Source organism: Citrobacter sp. S55_ASV_140 (assembly GCF_018919505.1).
GTDB classification, from domain to species: domain Bacteria; phylum Pseudomonadota; class Gammaproteobacteria; order Enterobacterales; family Enterobacteriaceae; genus Citrobacter; species Citrobacter werkmanii.
In genome coordinates, this window is record NZ_JAHLQZ010000405.1 from 1 (window position 1) to 901 (window position 901).

The following is a 901-nucleotide window of genomic DNA, read 5'->3' on the forward strand; positions in this document are numbered from 1 at the left end:
CTTCAGTCCATTGCTTGACAGATGGTTGCCGCCCATAGCCAGCATATGGCCTGCAGGACAGCCATCGGCTGCATCACTTTCTTCCACAACGCTGACGTCAACGATTATGTCAACTAATGAGTCGCTCGCGCGGCTTTACAGCGTCTGGGGATATGAGGTCAATAAAGGGGAAGCATGGTGCGATCAGGCGTACCGGGCGGGTTTGGTTTGCCTGTCGGGCACTGATACGCTGGAATCGCTTCTGGCCCAGCAACTCCCCTGGATAGCAACGCTAAAGGTAGATAATAGCCTTATACCTGTTGTCGTGATTGGAGAAAGCAACCAGACCATCACTGCCCAGTCGGGCGCTGGTACATGGATTATGGATAAAGCCTGGTTCAGTGAAGTGTGGCAAGGGAATTACACGCTAATGTGGAAACCTTCACCAGACGGTAATGTGAGCATCATGAAGAAAAGCAGCGTCGACGACATTCTCTGGCTGGATATGATGCTGAGTCGCGTGTTGAATGTTGAGGCTGAGAGCACGGGAGAGTGGAGCCCTCTTTTATCGGAAAAAGTCCGCCAGTTTCAAATGCAAAATAAGATTAAGGCTGACGGTATGGTAGGGCGGCTTACTCTTATTCGTCTATGGCAGGCGCTGGATGAAAGCCCAAAACTGATGCATGACGGAGGGAAAGCATGAAAACGGACCATGAATATTATTGTGGCGAAAACCTGCGTTTTGACCGTCCAGATATGCCGCTTACGTTATGGCGGTGCGCGCGTATCGCGCTTTCATGGCTGGGGTTGAGCATTGGCATGGTAATCATAGGCTACTATACGCATAGCGCGTTTATTCAGCATACCGCGACGCCAGCCGTGCCGCCGAACTTTCGTCTGTCTGACGCGCACTATATATATA

General features: G+C 51.2%; 2 protein-coding genes. Both read left to right on the forward strand.

The features are described from left to right. On the forward strand, positions 1 to 682 hold a 682-nt coding region (locus KQJ18_RS24185; RefSeq protein ID WP_216422983.1), incomplete at its 5' end, for a peptidoglycan-binding domain-containing protein. Continuing rightward, positions 679 to 901, forward strand: a 223-nt coding sequence (locus tag KQJ18_RS24190) for a hypothetical protein (protein ID WP_216422984.1), incomplete at its 3' end; no start/stop codon positions are given. The genes KQJ18_RS24185 and KQJ18_RS24190, both read left to right, overlap by 4 nt.